The sequence below is a fragment of the Halorubrum sp. 48-1-W genome, assembly GCF_003287355.1.
Classification (GTDB): Archaea; Halobacteriota; Halobacteria; order Halobacteriales; family Haloferacaceae; genus Halorubrum.
Genome location: NZ_QMIM01000019.1, coordinates 55,314 through 74,109 on the forward strand (window position 1 = coordinate 55,314; position 18,796 = coordinate 74,109).

The window sequence follows — 18,796 nt, forward strand, 5'->3', positions numbered from 1 at the left end:
CTCGAGGGGGCTTACCGGTTCAACGGTCACGAGCGTCCGTCGTTTTCGATCGACGAAACGCGCGCAGATCCGTCGAGAGGTACCGCTCGAGCCTTCTGCGCGCGTTTCTCCGGGTGGAAAGACGACGCTTAAGTAGCTCCGTCGGGAAGGAGGCGTACGATGGCGAACGGCAAATATGCCGCCCGTAAGCTCAAACAGGACCGGCAGAAGCGCCGCTGGTCCGACTCCGAGTACGCTCGGCGAGAGCGCGGGCTCAAGAAGAAGTCCGACCCCCTCGAGGGCGCCCCGCAGGCTCGCGGGATCGTCCTGGAGAAGGTCGGGATCGAGGCGAAGCAACCGAACTCGGCGATCCGAAAGTGCGTCCGGGTTCAGCTCATCAAGAACGGGAAGCAGGTCACGGCGTTCTGTCCCGGCGACGGCGCCATCTCCTTCATCGACGAGCACGACGAGGTCACGATCGCGGGGATCGGCGGCGCGAAGGGCCGTGCGATGGGCGACCTCTCCGGCGTCAACTACAAGGTCGAGAAGGTCAACGGCGTCTCGATGATCGAACTGGTTCGCGGAAACGCGGAGAAGCCGGTCCGATGAGCGGGGAGGAAGTCGAGGCGGAGGCCGACGCGGACGTCCCCGCCGACGAGCCGGACCCGGACGCGCCCGCCGCCAGCGAGGCGGCGACCGCGAACGCGAAGCTGTTCGACGTCTGGGACGTCACCGAGATCGCCTACGAGGACCCCTCGACGAAGCGGTACATGACGGTGACGCCGATCGCCCACACGATGGGGCGACACGCGTCCAAGCAGTTCCAGAAGTCCGAGATCTCGCTGGTCGAGCGAATGATCAACCGCTTGATGCAGACCGAGGAGAACACGGGCAAGAAACAGCAGGCCACGCGGATCGTCCGTGACGCGTTCGACGTCATCCACGAGCGCACCGAGGAGAACCCGGTCCAGATCCTCGTACGTGCCGTCGAGAACGCCGCGCCGCGCGAGGAGACGGTCCGCCTGAAGTACGGCGGGATCTCCGTCCCGAAGGCGGTCGACGTCGCGCCCCAGCGCCGCGTCGATCAGGCGTTGCTCTTCATCTCCGACGCCGTCGCCAACGCGACGTACAAGTCCACCACCTCGGCCGCCGAGGCGCTCGCGAACGAGCTGATCGCGGCCGCCGACTACGACGCCAACGCCTCCTACTCCATCTCCCAGAAGGAGGAGCGCGAGCGCGTCGCCGCCGCGGCCCGTTAACGCCCGGTCCGACTCCGGACCGACGGGACGCGTTTTGCGGGAGTACGTGTATCAGGTCGGCTGAGTGGCTTTTTATTGCGCCGTGCGTCGCCCTCGCGACAGCGAGGCGCAGAGCGCCTCTGGTAGCCGGCGGCGGAGCCGCCGGCGACTGTCCCTTTCAGTCCCGCCCCGCTCCTCATACCTCCCCAGCCTCGCCGCTCACGCCCTTCGGGCGTTTGCGGCGTCTCGCGCGCGCGCTCCTCGCGCCCACAGGGCGCTCGGAGGCACGCGCCACCGCACAGTATCTCTAAATAATCGTCGCTGTCGCTCAAGTCTACTTAAATACCACATTCTGTCGATCAATTGTAACACCCACTCCCGCTCTTGTTCACACCGAGATCGATGGCGTTCCGCGATTCACGGGGCCATCGCTAGAAGACGAGACGACAAAAATAGCGAAACGGCAGATCCGAGTCTCGCGTCGACGAACGGCGCGCTCAGTCGTCGGCCGGCGCGGCGTCGGAGCCGCCGTCGTGTTGCTTTTTGACCCACGAGAGCTTGCCGCCGGACGCGAGGATCTCGCGTTCGCGCTCGGAGGCGTCGAGCTCGGCGGTGAACTCCCAGTCCTCGTTCACGCGCGCGGTGAACTCCGTCTGGCCGGAGTTGACGCCGGCGGGCACGTCGTCGACGATCTGGATGTCGTCGCCCTGCTCGATCGCGTCGTACGTCTCCGCGTCGATGGCGAGCGGGACGATCCCGAAGTTGAACAGGTTCGCCTTGTGGATGCGCGCGAAGCTCTGTGCGAAGACGGCCTCGATGCCGAGGTACATCGGACAGAGCGCGGCGTGTTCACGCGAGGAGCCCTGGCCGTAGTTCTCGCCGGCGACGAGGACGCCGCCGTCGGCGTCGAGCGCACGCTGTGCGAACGTGTCGTCGACGCGCGAGAGCGTGAACTCCGAGAGCTTCTCGATGTTCGATCGGAACTTCAGGATGTCCGCGGTCGCCGGGATGATGTGGTCGGTGGTGATGTTGTCCTCCATCTTGAGGAGCGCCTCGCCGCCGTCCACGTCGATCCCCTCTTTGAGCGGCACGTCGCCGATGTTCGGCCCCTTGACGAGGCCGTCGTCGATGGCTTCCTCGGGCGAGATGATGTCGGAATCGGACTGACCCATCCCCGGGCCGTACTTCGTCCCCATCTCGAGGCCGGGCGCCTCGAGGTCGCCGAGTTCGTCGGCTAGGTCACGCGGGTCGACGATCTCGCCGGTGATGGCCGCCGCGGTGGCGACCTCGGGCGAACAGAGGAAGACGGAGTCGTCCTCGATGCCGGAGCGACCCTCGAAGTTACGGTTGAAGGTGCGCAGCGAGACGGAGTCGGAGGCGGGCACGTGGCCGATGCCGATGCAGGCCCCGCACGTCGCCTCGGAGAAGTTGACGCCGGCCGCCATCATCTCCGCGGTCCAGCCCTCGCGGGCCAGCATCTCGGAGGCCTGCTTGGAGCCGGGCGCGACGATCATCTCGGTCCCCTTGCCCACCTCGCGGCCCTCGAGCATCTTCGCGCTGGGGAGGATGTCCTCGTAGGCGCCGTTCGTACAGGAACCGATGATGACCTGCTCGACGTCCATTCCCTCGTACTCGCTCACGGGCGCGACGTTGTCGGGCATCGACGGCGCGGCGACGAGCGGCTCGAGGTCGTCGAGGTCGACCTCGATCGTCTCCGCGTACTCGGCGTCGTCGTCGGGTTCGAGTTCGACGAACTCCTCCTCGCGGTCCTGGCGCGCGAGCCAGTCCTTCGTCTTCTCGTCGGTGCCGAAGATGGAGGAGGTCGCGCCGAGCTCGGTGCCGAGGTTCGTGATCGTCGTCCGCTCGGGGATCGTGAGGTTCTCCGCGCCGGGGCCGGTGTACTCGAAGATCTTGCCGACGCCGCCCTTGACGGTCAGCTCGCCGAGCAGGTGGAGCGCGATGTCCTTCGCGGTCGCCCACTCGGGTAGCTCGCCCTCGAGGTGGACGTTGACGACCTCGGGCATCTCGACGTAGTAGGGGCCGCCACCCATGGCGACGGCGATGTCGAGTCCGCCCGCACCGATCGCGAGCTGGCCGAGCCCCCCGGGCGTCGGGGTGTGCGAGTCCGAACCGAGGAGGGTCTTGCCGGGCGCGGCGAAGTTCTCCTTGTGGACCTGGTGGCAGATGCCGTTACCGGGCCGGGAGAAGTACGCGCCGTAGGTGCCCGCCGCGGAGCGGAGGAAGCGGTGGTCGTCGGTGTTCTTGAAGTCGAACTGGTACGTCTGGTGGTCACAGTACTGCGCGGCGAGTTCGGTCTGGACCTCGTCCAGATCCAGCGCCTCGAACTGGAGCCAGACCATCGTCCCCGTGGTGTCCTGTGTGAGCACCTGGTCGATCTCGATGCCGATCTCCTCGCCGGGGGTCAGCTCCCCTTCGACGAGATGGTCGCCGAGGATCTTCTCCGCGATCGTCTTTCCCATATCGGTCGAAGATGGCCGTCCCGTGAATATAAAACCCGCGAGTGTTCCGACGGATCGACCGTGTGGAACCGTCGGATCCAGCAAAACTTGAACGAACCCGGCCGTGATGACACACCGAACGGAGGCGTCTTCGGGGGCGGAGACCCGGGTTCACGGCGCGCGCGGACGACACGGTTTTGCCCCCGCCGCGGCTCCGGTGTAACATGTTCGAATCGGGGGAGTCGGTGGCGGCAGTTTTGGAGGCGGCGGGCGCGACGCTCGAGCCGGAGCAGCGACAGCCGAACGGCGTCGACCTCACTGTCGGAGCCGTCTTCCGACAGACGGAGCGAGGACGGATCGGCCGCGACGGGAAACGCGTCGGCGACCGGTCCGCGATCGACCCCGACGACGGCGCGTATCGGCTCGATGCCGGGACGTACGTCGTCCGCTACGGCGAACCGGTCGGGATCCCCGAGGACCACGTCGGGTTCGTCCTCCCGCGGTCGACGCTGCTTCGGAACTCCTGCACGCTCGATACGGCCGTCTGGGACGCCGGGTACGAGGGCGTCGGCGAGGGACGGCTCGACGTGGGCCACCCGATCGACGTCGAACCCGGCGCGCGGATCGCCCAGTTGGTGCTCGCCCGTGCGGACCACGACGGGACGTACGACGGCGACTACCAGTCCGAGGGGCTCTGAGCGGGGCGGAACCGCCCCGGGAATCACCCGGCGTCCCAGTCGCCGCCCACGCGGTCGATCCCCATCATCTCCTCGCCCGCGTGTTCGGTGAACACGACCTTGCAGTTCGGTTCGGGCACGTCGAATGCCTCGACGGCGTGTTCCATGACGGCGAGCGCGAACGCCCGCTTGTACTCGAAGGGCCGGCCCTCCCTGATCTCCGCGTCGAGGAACAACAGCGGTCCGGGAACCGCACGGCCGAGCGACACCGCCGAACGGTCGTGTTCGCGAACCACGACCGCGACGTGGCCGGCGGTCGTCTCCATCTCCACGACGTACCGGTCGGTGACGAACGCCGTGAACTCGTCCCGCTGCCCAGGGGACAGCGAGAGCGTCGTATCGAACTGTAAGAGCGGCATACCCGACGGTCGGGGCTGGCGCGTTTGAGTCCCCCGATCGACGGGGTGCGACAGCTCGCGGTTCGAAAGGAACGAACGCCCCCGCGTGCCGGGAAAAGGTGGCACGCGGGAGCGTTCAGTAGGTCCCCGCTGACGCTTCGGCCCTCCAAGCGAAGCGTCACTTGACAGCAGACACGTGAACCACTTAACGGTGCCGGGGGCGGCAGATACCTCGTGTTAACGATGTTCGTTTATTTAATAACCATGAGGGACCGCGCGGTGGGGGTGACCGACGGCTGCGATCTGCTCGCCCGGACGACGACCGCGCTCGCGTCGCTCGGGGACGACGAGGTCCACGAAGTCAGTGAGCGATCGGGGCGGACGACCTCCTTCACGTCGAGGAAGGGGACTCCGCGCTACCGCTTCAGTCGACGCACGCGGTCGTCTCCCACGCTTTCAACTCGAACCGCGGAGGGTACTATTCCCGAGAAAGGGATGGATCTCGACGGTTTCGCGGACGGGGAACCGATCGGTCTCCGGAAGCGAACGGACCGCGTCGCCTACAGAGAATACAGGAGAGAGCCCACGACTTCAGTCGGGGGAGGAGGTCAAGGCGTCACCGGATCGGTGCCCGAGACGTACGCCGCGAAATCCGAGGTGGTGATGATCCCGATCGGCGCGCCATCGCCGTCGACGACCGGAACGTGGTGGAACCCGTGGTCGATCATGGTGGCGGCGACCGCCATGACGGAGTCCTGTGCGTCCGCCGTGATCGGGTCGGGCGTCATGTAGCGTTCGACGGTCGTCTCGGCTTTGGGCTGGCTCTTCGCGACGATCTCGACGAAGTCGGTGGTGGTGAGGATCCCGACCAGCCGGCCGTCCTCGACGACGAGCGCGGAGCTGATGTCGTTGTCCAGCAGGACGGCCGCGGCGTTCTCGACGAGCGTGTCCGGCGTCACGGTGTGGAGGTCGGTCGTCATCAGTCGGGCGACGAAGACGTCTTCTATCCCGTTCATACGTGAGGATCCCGCCGTCGCCGTATAAGCGTTCTCACGGCCCGGCTGTCGGCGATCCCGCGGGTTCCCCGCTCACCGGAACCGCGAGAGTCCCGACTGCCTGCGCGGACCGTCGCCGTCCGGATCCGCGACCCACGCCGTCCGTTCGTCGCGGAGGCGGTCGCGGTCGAGCGCCGGCGGATCCCCGGGGTCGCGTTCGGGACAGCTGTGACCGCACTCCCGGCCGGGGTCGACGACCCGGTCGAAGCGGGTACAGTAGGGGCGGCCGTCGTCGGTGACCGTCGCGTTCGCGCAGGCGGGCGGGTCGGGCCGCCACCCCTTCCCGTAGGCCCGCTCGGCGATCCGGCGGCGCTTCCGCGCCTTCGCTCTGGGCGGGACGAGCGCGACGTCCGTCCGGACCGATCGCTCCTCGCGGATCTCGACGCCGGGCGCGTCGGGTTCGAGCAGGGTCGGCTCGCGAACCACCTCGCGCTCGCCCGTCTCCGGGTCGAACCGCCAGATGCCGACCGGGTCGGGGATCCGGTTGAGGTGTGCGCGGGTGACGTACGAGGCAGTCGCGAGCACGACCGTCTCGAAGAGCCCGAGCGCCACGTCGTACCGGAGCTGGGCTGTCAACTCGCCCGGCGTCCCCAGGTCGGGCTTGTTCTCGATGGCGGTCAGCGACCCCACCCAGTCGTCGGGGTAGCGGGCGGACGCGCGCACGACCGGCCGTCCGTTCCGTCGCTCGCGTTCGAGGTAGCCGGCCTCGACGGCGGCGTCGACGACCGCGTTCGCACGCTCCGGCGGGAGGTCGAACGCGTCGGCGACGGGGACGGCCTCGCCGGGGCCGACACGCGCCTCGATCGCCGTCGCCGGGATCCGATCGGGCGTCAGCGCGGTCCGCGCGTCGAAGCCGGGTCCCGGCGTCACCACGCAGACGTCGACGATCCGCGCCCCCGGTCGGGTCACGCCCGCGCCGAGCTGGCGGGCGACCACCCGGTCGGGTGACTCGAGGGCCGAACACAGGGCCAGCTCGAACCGGAACTCCATGTCCGGGAGGGAGGGTCGCCGTGGGGTAAAACGCGTCGGCCGAAACCCGTATTCGCCGTCGCCGTCTACCCCAGGTATGCGCCCGGTCACGCGGAACCTCCTCGTCGCCATTGCGGTGGTCGCGCTCGCGCTGCTGGCGCTGGGTGCGTTGCCGAGCTACCTCGGGAGCGGCGACCCCTACTACCTCACCGCCGAGCCGATCGAGACCGACGAACCGACGGCGAACGCCACCGACCTCTCCGAGCGGCGCTACCCGTACCTGACGGGCGCGATCACGAGCGACGACGGTCGTTCCGAACCGTACCTGATGGGACCGTACGGGCTGAAGGAGTGGTTCACACACACGCCGTTCGACGAGGTCGACGCGCTCACCCGGCGCACGCCGGCTGCCGAGACGGACGGTGGTGTCCGGGTCGAGCGCGACGGGGAAACGTATTACGTCGAGGTCACGCAGTCCCCGACATGAGCGACGACGGGCCGACGGACGACGCACCCCTGGACGATACACCCGCGGACGACGCACCCCTGGACGATACGCCCGCGGACGACCCGCCCGCGGGAGACGAACCCCGGGACGACGCGCCCGCCGACCGCGCTGCGAGCGACCTGCGCGACCTCCCGGCGTTCGCCGACGGGCGGCTTCACTCGCTGCCGGGCGAGCCGGAGTGGCCGGTCCGGGAGGTCGCCGTCGAGTACGACTCCGGCTGGTTCGTCGGCGGGTACGACCGGGTCGAACAGCCGGACGGGACGGAGAAGAAGTACTACTGGGCCGAGCTCCCGCCCGCGACGGTCGTGGTCGCGGTCGCCGACGGCCGGGTGTTGTTCGTCGAGCAGTACCGCCCGACGGTGCGGAACACCCAGCTCGAGTTGCCGGCCGGGATCGTCGAACCCGGCGAGTCCTACACCGCTGCGGGAGCCCGCGAACTCGCCGAGGAGACCGGCTTCTCCCCCTCGTCGACGACCCTGCTCCAGGAGGTGTGGTGTTCGACCGGCGTGTTGCGTCACCGGCGTGGGTACGTGTTCGCCGAGGGGCTGGAGGCTGTCGACGTCGACGCCGACAGCAACGAGTTCCTCGTCCCGCGGACCGTGCCGATCGACGAGGCGCTCGCGACCGTCCGGGAGCCGCCGACGAACGACGCGACGCTGGAGGGACTGTTGTTGGCCGACCACGAGGGACTGCTGTAGCCCTCCCGCGAGGGACTGCTGTAGCCCTCCCGCGAGGGACAGTTGTAGGCCTCCCACGAGGGACAGTTGTAGGCCTCCCACGAGGGACAGTTGTAGGCCTCCCACGAGGCTTTCGCCTCGGATCTCCCGTCATGCCCCGCGCCGTCGCCGTCGAACACGGACGGTTCGACGTTATTACCCCGATGGCTCGGCGGTCATACCCGAAAAAACCCGACGAACGTCCAGTTCGAAACCGGAACGGGGAGCTATTAGTCGCTGTGGCCCCTAGTTCACTTCATGAGTCAGACGCCGGAGCAGTCAGTATTGCTGTCGGAGGATCCCCCGCTCGACTTACGCCTCTCGGAGACGGAGCTGGAGGAGACGCGCGAACGAATCGTCTCGTTCATCGCCGACCTCGTCGACGACGCGGGCGCCGAGGGGGCCGTCCTCGGGCTCTCGGGGGGGATCGACTCGACGCTCACCGCCCACCTCGCGGTCGAGGCGCTCGGCGAGGACGGGCTCCACGGGCTCACGATGCCCGCCGAGGTGAACGATCCGGACGTGATGAGCGACGCCGAACGGGTCGCACACGACCTCGGGATCGAGTACGACGTGGTGGAGATCCAGCCGATCGCGGAGTCCTTCTTCGGGGCGTTTCCGGAGGCCGCTGCCGACCGGACGGCGGCGGGGAACGTGTACGTCCGCACACGGGCGGTCCTGAACTACTTCGTCGCCAACGCGGAGGACCGGGTGGTGTTGGGCACGGGCAACCGTGCGGAGGCGATGACGGGCTACTTCACGAAGTACGGCGACCAGGCCGTCGACTGCAACCCGATCGGCAACCTCTACAAACAGCAGGTGCGCCAGCTCGCCGCCCACGTCGGCGTGCCCCGCGACCTCGTGATGCAGGAGCCGACCGCCGGGATGTGGGAGGGACAGACCGACGCCGAGGAGTTGGGTCTCGACTACGACATGGTCGACGCGATCCTCGCGGTTCACGTCGACGGCGGGCTCTCCCGATCGGCGACGGTCCGGGAGCTCGACGTTCCCGAGGAGGCCGTCGATCGGGTCGTCGAACTGTACGAACACAGCACGCACAAGCGGTCGATGCCGCCCGCGCCCGAGGAGTAGACGGATCGGCCACGCGGGTTCCGTTTTCTCGCACGCCTCGTTTCGAGGTCAGGCGTCGTGGGCGCGCTCCTTCGCGACCTCCGCGATCCCGGCGTTCGCGGAGCAGTTCGGACATGCGTGTATCCGGCCGCGAGCGTCCGCGAACACCCGGGCGAACCGTTCGGAGACGTGCGCCTGACAGTGCTCACACGTCGGCATGATGTGAGGTGGTATTGTGGATCATGTTCGGTACACGTTCCCTTGGGTCTACACACTCAAGACGGCTTTCCGAATTCCGTCCCAAATTCGACCCGGATCGGGCGGGGCGGTGCGTGAACGGCAACAGACCCGTTCGATCAGAAGTCGCGAAGCGCCTCGAGGACCTCGTGTGCGGAGCCGTCGTCGACGGCCGCGCGGGCCGCCTCGAGTCCGTCCTCGATCGAGTCGGCGTCCTCGCGGGCGTAGATCCGCAGCGCCGCGTTGACCGCGACTGCGTCGGCGAACGGCCCGTCGCGCTCCCCCGCGAGCACCTCCTCCGTGATCCGCGCGGACTCGACGGCGACGTCGTCGACGGCGAGGTCGTCCTCCTCGAGGTCCATCCCGTACTCGGCGGTCTCGATCTCGAAGTCGTCGAAGGACGCGCTCTCGCTCCCGGCACCGTCGGCCCCGGCACCCTCCTCGGTCCCGTCCTCAGCCGCGGTCCACTCGGCGACCTTGGTGTAGCCGGGACGCACGTCGTCGTACCCCTCCATGCCCTGGAACATCAGGACGCGGTCGAGGTCGTGGAACTCGCTTTCGACGAACGTGTCGACCACCTTCTTCGCGAACGCGAGGTGGTAGAAGGAGCCGAGGTGGACGGAGGCCCCCGCGGGGTTCGCGAGCGTCTCGATCGTGTTGACGAACGACCGGACGCCCATCATGTCGCGGCGGTCGAACAGGTCGTCGATCGCCGGGTTGAACGCGGGCTGGTAGTAGAAGCCGAAGCCGGTCTCGTCGACCATGTCGGCGGAGTCGCCGGGCGTCAACTCGGTGTGGACGCCCAGTTCGTCGAGGACGTGCTTGTAGGCGTCCTGCTTCTGGGTCGGGACGCGGTCGCCAGAGTGGACGACGACGGGGGTTCCCGCCGCGGCCGCGACCGCACCCGCGGCGACGCCGAGGATCGCGGTCCGGCCCTTCCCGTCGTAGTTGGCGCCGCAGTCGACGGGGTCGCAGTCGGGCTCGGCGTACTCGACACGCCCGCACATGGTGTCGACGTACGCGCCCAGCTCCTCGGGCGTGTTGCGCTTCCACCGGTTCGCGAGCCAGAACGCCCCGAGCGTCGTCGGGTCGGGCTCGCCCGCGAGGATGCGCTCGAACGCCTCCGTCGCCTGGTCGCGCGTCAGGTCGTCCGCGGACTTGTGTCCGGAGCCACAGACCTCGGTCATCAGCCGCTTGAGGGGCCATTCGCCGAACTCCTGGGTCGCCTGAGCCATACACGTCGTTCGGGTTCTCGAACGAAAAGCCTCCCGCTCGACTCCCACGCGGCGGGAACGGCGGGAACCCTCCGGAACCCCGGTCGGAAGGTCCCCGGAACCGACGGGCACGTGCCGAACGTACGGGCGAGAACGTCGCGGACGAGGACCCCACCGGGACCGGATCGTGGGATATGTTCTCACACAACTACTGTACGTTCGTTTTCTAAATCCTATTATAACCTCTGTTTCTAACGATATAGTGGGAATAACGATCTATAGTAGTTGTCTAAGTGCGATAGAATTATATGTACGTCCACGAAGTACTGATCCGTATCCGATGACGTCCAAATCCGTCGCGACCGCACTCACGCTGTATCGTGCCCGTACGCTGACGCTCGAACAGGCCGCCACCGTCGGCGGTTGCTCCACAGCACAGCTCGAGGAGAGCGCTCGCGCCTTCGCGCCGACCACCGGATCCCACGCTGACGACTGACTCCCTCCCGGACTACGCCGACTCCCCTCCGAAACCACACGCCGACTCCCCTCCGAAACCACACGCCGACTCCCCTCCGAAACCCGTACGTACACGCGGCCCCTGCTACCGGCAATGAGTCTAGACGCCGACTGGCGGGCCGGGATCGACGCGGTCGACGCCGCGCTCGTCGACGAGTACCAGAGCGGTTTCCCCGTCGAGTCGCGCCCGTTCGAGCGGGTCGCAATGGAGATAGCTGGCGAAACGGGCGTCGACGTCGACGGCGACGAGGTCCTCGAACGCGTCCGCGACCTCCGCGAGCGCGGCGTGTTCCGGCGGTTCGGCGCGGTGCTCAACCCGCCCGTCATCGGCTCTTCGACGCTCGCCGCCGTCCGGGCTCCCGGCGAGCGGTTCGACGAGGTCGCCGAGGTGATCAACGGCTACCGGCAGGTGAACCACAACTACCGTCGGGACCACGAGTGGAACCAGTGGTTCGTCGTCACCGCGGGCTCCCGCGAGAAACGCGACGCGATCCTCGCGGAGATCGAGGAACGAACCGGCCTTGCGGTGTTGAACCTCCCGATGCTCACCGACTACTACATCGACTTGGAGTTTCCCGTCGTCAACGGCGACCGGTTCGCGCGGGAGTCGGGCGAGGCGCGAAACGCCTCGAACTCCGCGAGCGGGGAGCGGAGCGATCCGCGAGCGTCCGGGACGGACGTCTCAGCCACCCGTATCTCGGAGGACGCCCGCGGGAACCTCACCGCGCTCGAGGCCGACCTCCTCATCGCGATCCAGGACGGGTTCCCGCTCTCGGCGACGCCGTACGCCGACGTGGCGAGAGAGATCGGCGCCCCGCTCGACGACGTGCTCTCCGCGGTCGAGCGCCTCCTCGCCGACGGCTGTATCAAGCGGATCGGCTGTGTCGTCAACCACGTCGTCACCGGCTTCACGAACAACTGTATGGTCGTCTGGGACGTGCCCGATGACGAACTCGACGCACGCGGCGAGGCGGTCGGCGGCCTCCCGTACGTCACGCTGTGTTACCACCGGCCGCGTCGCCCGGAACTGGACTGGGGATACAACCTGTTCACGATGATCCACGGCCGGGAGGCCGAGGCCGTCGACGCGAAGATCGACGAACTCGCCGTGGACCACCTCCCGTTCGATCACGAGCGGCTCTACTCGACGGAGACGCTGAAACAGACCGGTGCGCGGTACGAGGAGCTCGTCGCAGACGAGCGGGGAGACTGAGGCTCGGCCCCACCCGCCTCGCCCGCGAGACCCCCGCGATCCGACCCGCGATCCGACCCACGAGACCCCCCGCGATCCGACCCGCGAGACCCCCCGCGATCCGACCCGCGAGACCCCACAGTATATGTTCGAAGCCGCGGCCACCGGCCCCATGGTCTGACGAGGGCCCGGAACGGGGGGCGGGTGTGCGGCGGTCGTTCCGGGGAAACGCGCGCCGCCTGTTCGCCATCACCACCGGGTACGGTAGCGGTTCACAACCGTTCGCGGAGCCGCTCGGCCGTCGTGTCGCCCACGCCGTCGACGTCGGTGAGGTCCTCCAGGGAGGCCGCACGGACGTTCTCGACCGACCCGAACCGCCGCAGGAGCCCCCTCCGTGTCTTCGGGCCGACGCCGGGGACGTCGTCGAGCACCGTCTTCACCTCGTCGCGGACGGCTTGGTGGTACTGGACCGCGAAGCGATGCGCCTCGTCGCGGACCCGCTGGAGCAGGTGGAGCTCCGGCGCGTCGTCGGGCCACCGCAACGGCCCGTCCGGCGTCACCACCAGCTCCTCCGCCTTCGCGAGGGCGATCACCGGCACCGTCCAGCCGACCTCGGCGAGCGCGTCCCGGGCCGCGCCGAGCTGTCCCTCGCCGCCGTCGATCAGGAGCAGGTCCGGATCCGGGCGGTCGTCACGGTCCTCGACGGCACGGGCCGCACGCCAGCGAACGAGCTCCCGCATGTTGGCGTAGTCGTCGTTGCGGTCGGTGAGCTTCTTCCGGCGATACCCGCTCGTCCGCGCGCTCCCGTCGACGAAACAGACGTTCGAGCCGACGACGGCGGTCCCGGACGCGTGGCTCACGTCGAACCCCTCGATCCGCGCCGGGCGGTCGATCCCGAGCCGGTCGGCAAGCGCGCCGACGGGATCGTCGTGACCGCCGCGTTTCCGGGCGTTCTTCAGCGCGAGCTCGACGAGCTTCGCCTCCCGTCCGGCCCCCGGGACCCGGACCGCGACGCCCTCGCGTTCGAGCCACTCCACCACGTCGGGATCGGCGGGCCGCTCCGCGAGGAGCACCGCGTCGGGGAACTCCCGCTCGGCGTAGTACTGGGCGAGGAACGCCGAGAGCACGGCCGCCGGGGTGTGCGCGTCGTCGTCGACCGCCCCGGTATCGTCGACCGACCGCTCGCTGTCGCCGGCCGTCACCGTCGGGGTATCGAGCCGGTGGCGGCTCCGGTCGACGAGCTGGCCGCGCTCGCTGTGGAGCCGCGCGACTCGAGCGGTCTCCCCCTCGACGACGGCCGCGAGCACGTCGACGGTGCGGTCGTCGGTCCGGTCGCTCACCGCCTCGCCGCCCTCGCCGTGGAACGCCTCGACGGCTTCGAGCCGGTCACGGAGGTTGGCCGCGCGCTCGAACTCGGCACTCTCGGCGGCTGACGCCATTCGACGCCGGAGCGGATCGGCGAGCGCGCCGGTCTCCCCTTCGAAGAACCGACGGGCGGCGGCGACGTCCTCGGCGTAGCTCGCGGGGTCGATCTCGCCGGTACAGGGGGCCGAACAGATCCCCATCTCGTAGTCGAGACACGGTCGGTCACGGTTTGCGTACTTGTGATCCGAACAGCCGCGGAGCCGGTACTCGTCGCGGATCGCCTTCACGACCGTCTCGACGCGGCCCACGTTCGTGAACGGCCCGTAGGCGACCGCGCCCTCCTCCGGGTCGCGCGTCACTTCGATCCGGGGGACGTCGTGGTCGGAGAACGCGACCAGCGGGTAGGACTTGTCGTCCTTCAATCGGACGTTGTACCGCGGGCGGAGCCGTTTTATCAGGTTGGCCTCGAGCAGTAGCGCCTGTGTCTCGGTGTCGGTGACGGCGAACTCGATCCGGTCCGCCCGCGCGACCATACCACGGATCCGCTCCGATCGCGGGTCGGCGTACGACCGGACCCGGTCGCGGAGGTCGACGGCCTTGCCGACGTACAACGTCGTCTCCCCGGACCGGAACTGGTACACGCCGGGCTCCGTCGGCAGATCGGCAGAACGGGCTCTCACGGCGTCGGAGTCCATCGATCACACGTAGTCGACGGACGCGCTTGAACACTACGGGCGGGAGTTGCGCTCGCCCCGTGTTGACATCGCGTCCGGTTCTCCAGGGGGGATCTCCCTCGTCGTCGAACCTGCTATCGAACCGCCTCCGCCGAACGTTTAACCCCACTCAACCCCCAGATCTGGCATGTCCGTCACGCCGCCCGGACCGATCGGAGACCCCCTCTTCGGCAACGGTCGCCAGTTCGCCGACGACCCCTTCACGTTCATGCGCGCCTGTGCCGACAGCTACGGCGACGTCGTGCGGTTCGATCTCGGGCCGCGCGAGACGTACCTGCTTACGAACCCCGACGACATCGAGCGGGTGCTCGTCGCGGAGGCGGAGCGGTACCGCAAGCCGCGGTTCGGCGACGACGCCATGGGGAGGTTGCTCGGCGAGGGGCTGTTGTTGAGCGAGGGGGAGACGTGGCGTCGCCAGCGGACGCTCGCGAACCCCTCGTTTCACAGCCGGCGGATCGGCGCGCTCGCGGGGACGATGGTCGAACACACGGAGTCACAGCTCGCGGAGTGGGAGCCCGACGAGGTCGTCGACGTCCAACTCGAGATCGCACGGCTCACGGTGCGGATCATCGTCTCGGCGATGTTCGGTGCGAACGTCACGGAGGAGGAGGTCCGGACCGTCCAGGAGAAGCTGGAGCCGCTCGGCGCACGGTTCGAGCCGGACCCGCGCCGCTTCCTGATCCCGAACTGGGTGCCGACCCGCGAGAACCGCGAGTTCGCTGCCGCCGTCGACACCCTGGAGTCGGTGATCGACGGGATCGTCGATCGACGGCGGGGCACCGAACGTGACCCCACGGTTGATCCGGCCGGTTCCGAGGGCGTCGCCGTGGGCGGTCCGCCGGGCGACGCCGACGTCGACGTGCCGATGGACCTGCTTTCCGTCCTGCTCCGTGCTCGCGACCGCGGCGAGCAGACCGACGAGAACCTGCGCGACGAGATGGTGACGATGCTTCTGGCCGGCCACGACACCACCGCGCTCGCGTTGACCTACACGTTCTACCTGCTCTCGAAACACCCGACTGCCCGCGAACGCGTGGAACGGGAGGCTGAGGCCGCGACCGCGGACGGGCCGCCGGACGCCGCGGACGCGCGGGACATGACGTACACGGACCGGGTGCTCTCGGAGTCGATGCGGCTGTATCCGCCCGTCTACACGCTGTTCCGCGAACCGAAACTCGACGTGAAGATCGACGGCTACCGGATCCCGGAGGGGTCCGCGCTCATGTGTTCACAGTGGGTCGTCCACCGCTCGTCGCGGTGGTACGACGACCCGGACTCCTTCGATCCTGACCGATGGAAACCCGAACGCCGGAGCCGGCGGCCGCGGTTCGCCTACTTCCCGTTCGGCGGCGGGCCGCGCCACTGCATCGGGAAGGCGTTCTCGCTTCTGGAAGCGAAGCTCATCCTCGCGTGCGTCTGTTCGCGCTACGAACTGGAGTACGAGGGACCCGACCTCTCCCTGCGCGGATCGCTGACGATGCATCCCGACCACCCGGTGCCGATGCGGATCCGCGAGAAGTGAGGCCGTTCTACCCTCCGAGTCGTCCTCTCACGGCCCGATCCGCCGCCCCCGCTACGTCACGCCCCCTTCGCTGGCTGCATACTCCTCGTGTGTGCCGGCGTCGAGGATCGTCTCGATCCGGTCGACGACCGCGAGGACGTCCGCGAAGGCGGTGTACGGCGCAGCCGGACACACCCGAACCACGTTCGGCGGCCGGAAGTCGACGACGACCCCGCGGTCCGTCAGCGCCTCGCTCAAGCGCCGGGCGTCCGGATGCTCCAGGGCGACGTGACCGCCCCGGGCGTCGCGGTCGCGGGGCGTCCCGATCGACACCTCGGGGAGGCGGTCGTCGACCAGAGCGATCAGGAAGTCGGTGAGCGCGAGCGACTTCGCACGGATCCGCTCGATCCCCGCCTCACGTAGCGTCTCGACGGCGCCCTCCAGAGGAGCCGCTGCGAGCAACGGCGGGGTGCCGATCTGCCACGCGCCCGCGGAGTCTGCGGGCGTGTACGTCATGTTCATCTCGAACTGCGTCGCCTTCTCGTGGCCCCACCAGCCGGCGAGCGCGGGCGTAAGCCCGTGGTGGCGCTCGGCGACGAACAGCGCGCCGATCGAGCCCGGACCGGCGTTGAGGTACTTGTAGGTACACCACACCGCGAAGTCGACGCCGGCGTCGTCGAACGCGTGCGGCACCGCCCCGACGGAGTGGGCGGCGTCGAACCCCGCGTACGCGCCGGCCTCGTGGGCCGCCTCGGCGATCCGCTCGACGTCGAACAGCTGGCCGGACCGGTACAGCGCGGTCGGCATGAAGACGATCCCCACGTCGTCGTGTCGTTCGAGTACTGCCTCGACGTCGACGGGGTCGATCGTCCGGCCGTCCCGGCTCTCGACGACCCGGAGCTTCTCGTCGGGGTCGATCCCCCGGCTGCGAAGCTGTGCGCGGATCGCGTAGTGGTCGGAGGGGAAATCCAGCTCGTTGACCAGCACTGCGGGAGCGACGTCTGGGTCCCAGTTCCCGTCCGCGGCGGCGCTCCCGGTACGATCCGGTCCGTTCCCGGCGAGTAACTCGTCCAGGAACGTCCCCACGAGCGTGTGGACGTTCACCGTGATCGAGTTGCCGACGACGACTTCCTCGGACGTCGCCCCGACGAGCGGCGCGAGCGTCGCGCCGATCCGCTCGCCGACCTCGAACCACGGCGGATCGGCGTCGGTCCACCCGCCGATCAGGAGCTCGCGCCACTCGTCGACGAGGCGGTCGAGGCTCGCGAGCGCGGCGTCGCTCGCGGGGCCGAGCGAGTTGCCGTCCATATACAGCCCGTCCTCGGGGGTCGAAAAGCGGTCCGCGAAGCCGGAGAGCGGGTCGTCCGCGTCGAGACGGGCAGCGACCACTGCCGGGTCCGCTCCGAGCCCGCCGCGGTCGAGCGCCGCCTTCGCGGGGACGTACGGGTCGTCGCCGTTCCCGCCGTGTGGGTCGTCCATACGGGGAGGGACGCCGCGGGCGACTAAGCCCTTCCGGGGCCGGGGACCGGTCGGCTCACGACTCGACCTCGCTGGCGGCGTCGTGGGTCACTCGCGCGACTCGCCGAACCGGTGGACGGCGCCCGACGCGAGCGCGCCGCAGACGGCGAGCCCCGCGAGCACGAGGAACAGTTCCCGGCTCCCGGCGACCGTGAGGACGAAGCCCGCGAGCCCCGCGCCGAGCGACCCCACGCCGAAGATCGCGAGGTAGGTGTAACCGAACGAGAGCCCCCGCGTTCCCGGCGGGGAGTAGGCCGCGACGGTCGCCTGCGAGAGCGGCTGGACCGTGAACAGCGCGACGCCGAGCAGTCCGGAGACGAGCAGGAACGACCAGATCCGTCCGGTGGCCGGCACGAACGACAGCGCGAGCACGGCCAGGACCGACATGAGGTAGACGAGCGCCCGCTCGGGCGGGATCCGGTCGGCGATCCGCCCGCCGAGGTACTGGCCGGGAACGCCGACCATCAGGACCGCGACGTAGAGGTACCGCGCCGGGTCGAACTCGTCGGCGTAGGGGCTCCCGGGATCGACCAGTTGGAGGTCGGCGAACCCGCCGAGGACGTCGCCGAGTAAGTCCGGCAGGAACGTGAGGAAGGTCCGGTAGTAGAGCCCGCTGAACGTGACGAACACCAACACGAGCGTGAACCCGAGCGTCAGGAGGACTCGAGTGTCGTCGAGGAAGCCGGCGAACCCGTTCGTGTCGGGGGCTACCTCGGTATCGTCGTCGTCGGAGGCGACATCGTTGTCGTCGTCGCTCTCGGGGTCGCGCTCGTCGTCGGCGTTGCCGGCGGTAGCGAGCGCGGACTCGACGTCGACAGTGAAGCCGTAGACGGCGACGAGAAACGCCGGGACCGTGAGTAGCGCGGCGACGACCCGCCAGTCGAAGGCGACGAGGAGCAGGACCGCCGCGAGCGGGCCGAGCGCGATCCCGAGGTTGCCGCCGATGCCGTGGTACCCCAGCGCGGTGCCGCGGCGCTCGACGGCCTTCGAGAGCAACGAGAGCCCCGCGGGGTGGTAGACGCTGGCGGTGACGCCCCACACCGCGATCGCGACCGCGAGCACTGGGAGGCTCGGAGCGGCCCCCACGAGCAGGAACGAACCGCCCATGCCGAGCAGACACGCGAGGATGACCGGCTTCGAGCCGAAACGGTCGACGACCACCCCGCCGGGGAGCGCGCCGACGCCGAAGAGCCCGTACCCGACCGTGACGAGCGCGCCCAGGGTCGCGGCCGTGGTCGAGAACTCCGCGATCCACACCGTGAGCAGGATCGGGATGGACAGCTCGTAGGTGTGGACGAGCCCGTGGGAACTCGCCGTGAAGGCGACGATGCGTCGCTCGTTCGCGTCCATGTGGATCCGACGTTCTCCGTGGTCGGGGATAATCCCGTGGGTAGGTGACGGGGTTGCCGGGACGGGGCCGGCGTCCCGCACCCGTATCCAAACCGTTTT

At 68.9% G+C, this 18,796-nt stretch carries 18 protein-coding genes; 9 read left to right on the forward strand and 9 right to left on the reverse strand.

The window, feature by feature from the left end; genetic code table 11:
• Window positions 1–159 precede the first annotated feature (159 nt).
• Together DQW50_RS09970 and DQW50_RS09975 are read left to right on the forward strand one after the other, a co-directional pair.
• On the forward strand, window positions 160–588 hold the full coding sequence (locus DQW50_RS09970; protein ID WP_004048726.1) for a 30S ribosomal protein S12: 429 nt from the start codon (window positions 160–162) through the stop codon (window positions 586–588).
• On the forward strand, window positions 585–1,238 hold the full coding sequence (locus DQW50_RS09975) for a 30S ribosomal protein S7 (protein ID WP_112079132.1): 654 nt from the start codon (window positions 585–587) through the stop codon (window positions 1,236–1,238). Before DQW50_RS09970 ends, DQW50_RS09975 begins: the two co-directional genes overlap by 4 nt.
• 476 nt (window positions 1,239–1,714) lie before the next feature.
• Here the strand turns inward: DQW50_RS09975 and DQW50_RS09980 are convergent, their stop codons facing one another.
• Window positions 1,715–3,697, reverse strand: coding sequence for an aconitate hydratase (locus DQW50_RS09980; protein WP_112079133.1), 1,983 nt, complete (start codon window positions 3,695–3,697; stop codon window positions 1,715–1,717).
• A gap of 203 nt (window positions 3,698–3,900) precedes the next feature.
• On the opposite strand from DQW50_RS09980, the gene DQW50_RS09985 reads away from it, so the two are divergent.
• On the forward strand, window positions 3,901–4,374 hold the full coding sequence (locus DQW50_RS09985) for a deoxyuridine 5'-triphosphate nucleotidohydrolase (RefSeq protein ID WP_112079134.1): 474 nt from the start codon (window positions 3,901–3,903) through the stop codon (window positions 4,372–4,374).
• Between the two features lie 23 nt (window positions 4,375–4,397).
• Here DQW50_RS09985 and DQW50_RS09990 read toward each other — a convergent pair whose 3' ends face one another.
• The 3 genes from DQW50_RS09990 to DQW50_RS10000 form a co-directional block, all read right to left on the reverse strand.
• Entirely contained in the window at window positions 4,398–4,772 is a 375-nt protein-coding gene (locus DQW50_RS09990) for a tautomerase family protein (RefSeq protein ID WP_112079135.1), read from the reverse strand.
• Between the two features lie 587 nt (window positions 4,773–5,359).
• On the reverse strand, window positions 5,360–5,767 hold the full coding sequence (locus tag DQW50_RS09995; RefSeq protein ID WP_112079136.1) for an HPP family protein: 408 nt from the start codon (window positions 5,765–5,767) through the stop codon (window positions 5,360–5,362).
• Between the two features lie 72 nt (window positions 5,768–5,839).
• Window positions 5,840–6,796, reverse strand: coding sequence for a DUF5787 family protein (locus DQW50_RS10000; protein WP_112079137.1), 957 nt, complete (start codon window positions 6,794–6,796; stop codon window positions 5,840–5,842).
• A gap of 76 nt (window positions 6,797–6,872) precedes the next feature.
• On the opposite strand from DQW50_RS10000, the gene DQW50_RS10005 reads away from it, so the two are divergent.
• The 3 genes from DQW50_RS10005 to DQW50_RS10015 all read left to right on the forward strand — a co-directional run bounded on the left by DQW50_RS10005 (window position 6,873) and on the right by DQW50_RS10015 (window position 9,091).
• A complete protein-coding gene (locus tag DQW50_RS10005) occupies window positions 6,873–7,262 on the forward strand; it encodes a hypothetical protein (protein WP_112079138.1) in 390 nt (129 codons plus the stop codon).
• Complete coding sequence (locus tag DQW50_RS10010) at window positions 7,259–7,981, forward strand: NUDIX hydrolase (protein ID WP_321169400.1); 723 nt, start codon at window positions 7,259–7,261, stop codon at window positions 7,979–7,981. The genes DQW50_RS10005 and DQW50_RS10010 overlap by 4 nt, the downstream gene beginning before the upstream one ends.
• A 276-nt stretch (window positions 7,982–8,257) precedes the next feature.
• Entirely contained in the window at window positions 8,258–9,091 is an 834-nt protein-coding gene (locus DQW50_RS10015; RefSeq protein WP_112079139.1) for an NAD+ synthase, read from the forward strand.
• Window positions 9,092–9,139: 48 nt separating this feature from the next.
• Here DQW50_RS10015 and DQW50_RS18150 read toward each other — a convergent pair whose 3' ends face one another.
• On the reverse strand, window positions 9,140–9,289 hold the full coding sequence (locus DQW50_RS18150; RefSeq protein WP_198664653.1) for a hypothetical protein: 150 nt from the start codon (window positions 9,287–9,289) through the stop codon (window positions 9,140–9,142).
• A gap of 137 nt (window positions 9,290–9,426) precedes the next feature.
• A complete protein-coding gene (locus DQW50_RS10020) occupies window positions 9,427–10,542 on the reverse strand; it encodes an anthranilate phosphoribosyltransferase (protein ID WP_112079140.1) in 1,116 nt (371 codons plus the stop codon).
• A gap of 319 nt (window positions 10,543–10,861) precedes the next feature.
• Between DQW50_RS10020 and DQW50_RS18155 the strand changes: the two genes are divergently transcribed.
• Window positions 10,862–11,017 (forward strand): hypothetical protein, encoded by a 156-nt coding sequence (locus tag DQW50_RS18155; protein WP_198664654.1) that lies wholly within the window; start codon window positions 10,862–10,864, stop codon window positions 11,015–11,017.
• Between the two features lie 114 nt (window positions 11,018–11,131).
• Window positions 11,132–12,250 carry an Lrp/AsnC family transcriptional regulator gene (locus tag DQW50_RS10025; protein WP_112079141.1) on the forward strand — a complete coding sequence of 373 codons (1,119 nt, stop codon included), beginning with the start codon at window positions 11,132–11,134 and terminating at the stop codon, window positions 12,248–12,250.
• A gap of 251 nt (window positions 12,251–12,501) precedes the next feature.
• On the opposite strand, the gene DQW50_RS10035 is transcribed toward DQW50_RS10025, so the two are convergent.
• Complete coding sequence (locus DQW50_RS10035; protein WP_112079143.1) at window positions 12,502–14,289, reverse strand: excinuclease ABC subunit C; 1,788 nt, start codon at window positions 14,287–14,289, stop codon at window positions 12,502–12,504.
• A gap of 166 nt (window positions 14,290–14,455) precedes the next feature.
• On the opposite strand from DQW50_RS10035, the gene DQW50_RS10040 reads away from it, so the two are divergent.
• Entirely contained in the window at window positions 14,456–15,850 is a 1,395-nt protein-coding gene (locus DQW50_RS10040) for a cytochrome P450 (protein ID WP_112079144.1), read from the forward strand.
• A 51-nt stretch (window positions 15,851–15,901) separates the two neighbouring features.
• Here the strand turns inward: DQW50_RS10040 and kynU are convergent, their stop codons facing one another.
• Window positions 15,902–17,308, reverse strand: coding sequence for a kynureninase (gene kynU / locus DQW50_RS10045; RefSeq protein WP_112079145.1), 1,407 nt, complete (start codon window positions 17,306–17,308; stop codon window positions 15,902–15,904).
• Between the two features lie 87 nt (window positions 17,309–17,395).
• Window positions 17,396–18,697 (reverse strand): MFS transporter, encoded by a 1,302-nt coding sequence (locus DQW50_RS10050; protein ID WP_112079146.1) that lies wholly within the window; start codon window positions 18,695–18,697, stop codon window positions 17,396–17,398.
• Between the last annotated feature and the right edge of the window lie 99 nt (window positions 18,698–18,796).